Raw genomic sequence first — 1,603 nt, forward strand, 5'->3', positions numbered from 1 at the left:
CTTGCTCTTCTTTCTCCTTTTGTGCTTGCTCCTCAGCCTCTTGAGTTTTTTCTTCTTCCTGCGCAGCCGTTTCTGAGGAAGGATCGGTTGCAGGTTTTTCTTCACTAATTGATGCTCCAATCAGCGATATGACTATAAGTGCAATCAGGCAGCCGCCTGATTTTGCAAAGTTCCTGCGTCTGTTCCCTTTTCCTTTCACAAAAGCCAAGACAAAAAAGAGGACCATACCTGCTAAAGATAGCCACGTTAAAATGATTAAGAATGATTCCATTAATTAAAACTCCTTTATGTATTTTAGCCATGCCATACTATTGTATCACGACTAAAGTCATCATTTTCTATTTTTTCATTTTATTTGAAGTTAAAAGAATTATCTTCTCTTTAAATCAGGTATATAGTCTAGCAATCACAGTCTGTATATATTTCTATAGAGCGTCAGGATGTTGCTTTAAAGTATCATATTCAATACTTACTCTTATCATTTTTTATGTTTACTTACAAAATTGCCGTAACAGCATCTATAGCAGTGAAAAAAGGCTACTTCTTTACTTTAGGAAGTAGTCTTTCATGAACTGTTTATATCTCCGACCTTTGTTAGCAACCAAGCATCTCAATGATTATACGTTCATATTACGTAAAAAATCTTCATTGGTAACATCCGTTACAAACATATGCCCTGGCGCATGCGTAATCACTAATGGAATGTGTGAATGGATTGCTGATGATTGCGGTGTTACGCCACATTCCCAAAAAACAGGCGTTTCCCCTTCTCCGAACTCCGTAAATTCACCGAAATCAGGCTTGCTGATATCGTCAATGCCTATTTCTTTTGGATCTCCTACGTGAATCGGTGATCCATGCATGTTCGGAAACTGTGCGGTGACATCAATTGCCTTTTGAACAAGCTCGTTTTTAATCGGTCGCATGGAGACTACGACAGGCCCGCTGAATTGACCTGCTTGCTTTGTTTGCCGGTTTGTAATGTACATGGCGACATTTTTGTTCTGCTCGATATGTTTCAAAGGAACGCCTTCCTTTAGTAATGCACTTTCAAAGGTAAAGCTGCAGCCTATTAAGAAAGATACAAAGTCATCCCGCCAAATTTCTTTAAGATCTTGACGCTTCTCCGTTAGTTTGCCATTCTCATATACATAGTAAAGAGGGATATCACTGCGAATATCGGAGCCAGCAGCAAGAGCAGATTCAACCACTCCTGGTTCCAATACATCAATAATCGGACAAGACTTTGGATTACGGTTAGCAAAGAGCAGGAAATCAAAAGCATATTCCTTTGGTACGATTGCTAAGTTTGCTTGAACATAATCATTAGCCACACCAGAAGTATGGGTATTAAATGCGCCGTTTCGGATCTTTTCTCTCAGTGTGCTTGGATTCATTTATGTTTCCTCCTATGCTTCTGTCTAGTTTCATTTGTGATCTTCCCCACATCGAAATTCAAATCGATTTATAATACATGAATTTTGAGGATGATTAATAGAAATCAGAACATGACCAATTAACTATGTAGTTTAATAGATATCCCAAAAGTTGAGAGCGTAAAATATTTTGTGTAAATAGATTTCTAAACAAATAGAAAAAGGAA

General features: G+C 37.9%; 2 protein-coding genes. Both read right to left on the reverse strand.

Annotation, left to right across the window (positions count from 1 at the left end):
• A partial coding sequence (locus CHH53_RS05645; RefSeq protein ID WP_369819863.1) for a hypothetical protein occupies nt 1-271 on the reverse strand: 271 nt, incomplete at its 3' end.
• 346 nt (nt 272-617) lie between these two features.
• Nucleotides 618-1,397 (reverse strand): putative hydro-lyase, encoded by a 780-nt coding sequence (locus CHH53_RS05650; RefSeq protein WP_095215156.1) that lies wholly within the window; start codon nt 1,395-1,397, stop codon nt 618-620.
• Nucleotides 1,398-1,603 lie beyond the last annotated feature (206 nt).

The organism is Terribacillus sp. 7520-G (genome assembly GCF_002271665.1).
In the GTDB taxonomy this organism is placed as follows: Bacteria; Bacillota; Bacilli; order Bacillales; family Amphibacillaceae; genus Terribacillus.

Bases quoted from the DNA above. Each gene is read 5' to 3' on its own strand.
- CHH53_RS05650 (WP_095215156.1), bottom strand. From the start codon at position 1,397: ATGAATCCAAGCACACTGAGAGAAAAGATCCGAAACGGCGCATTTAAT.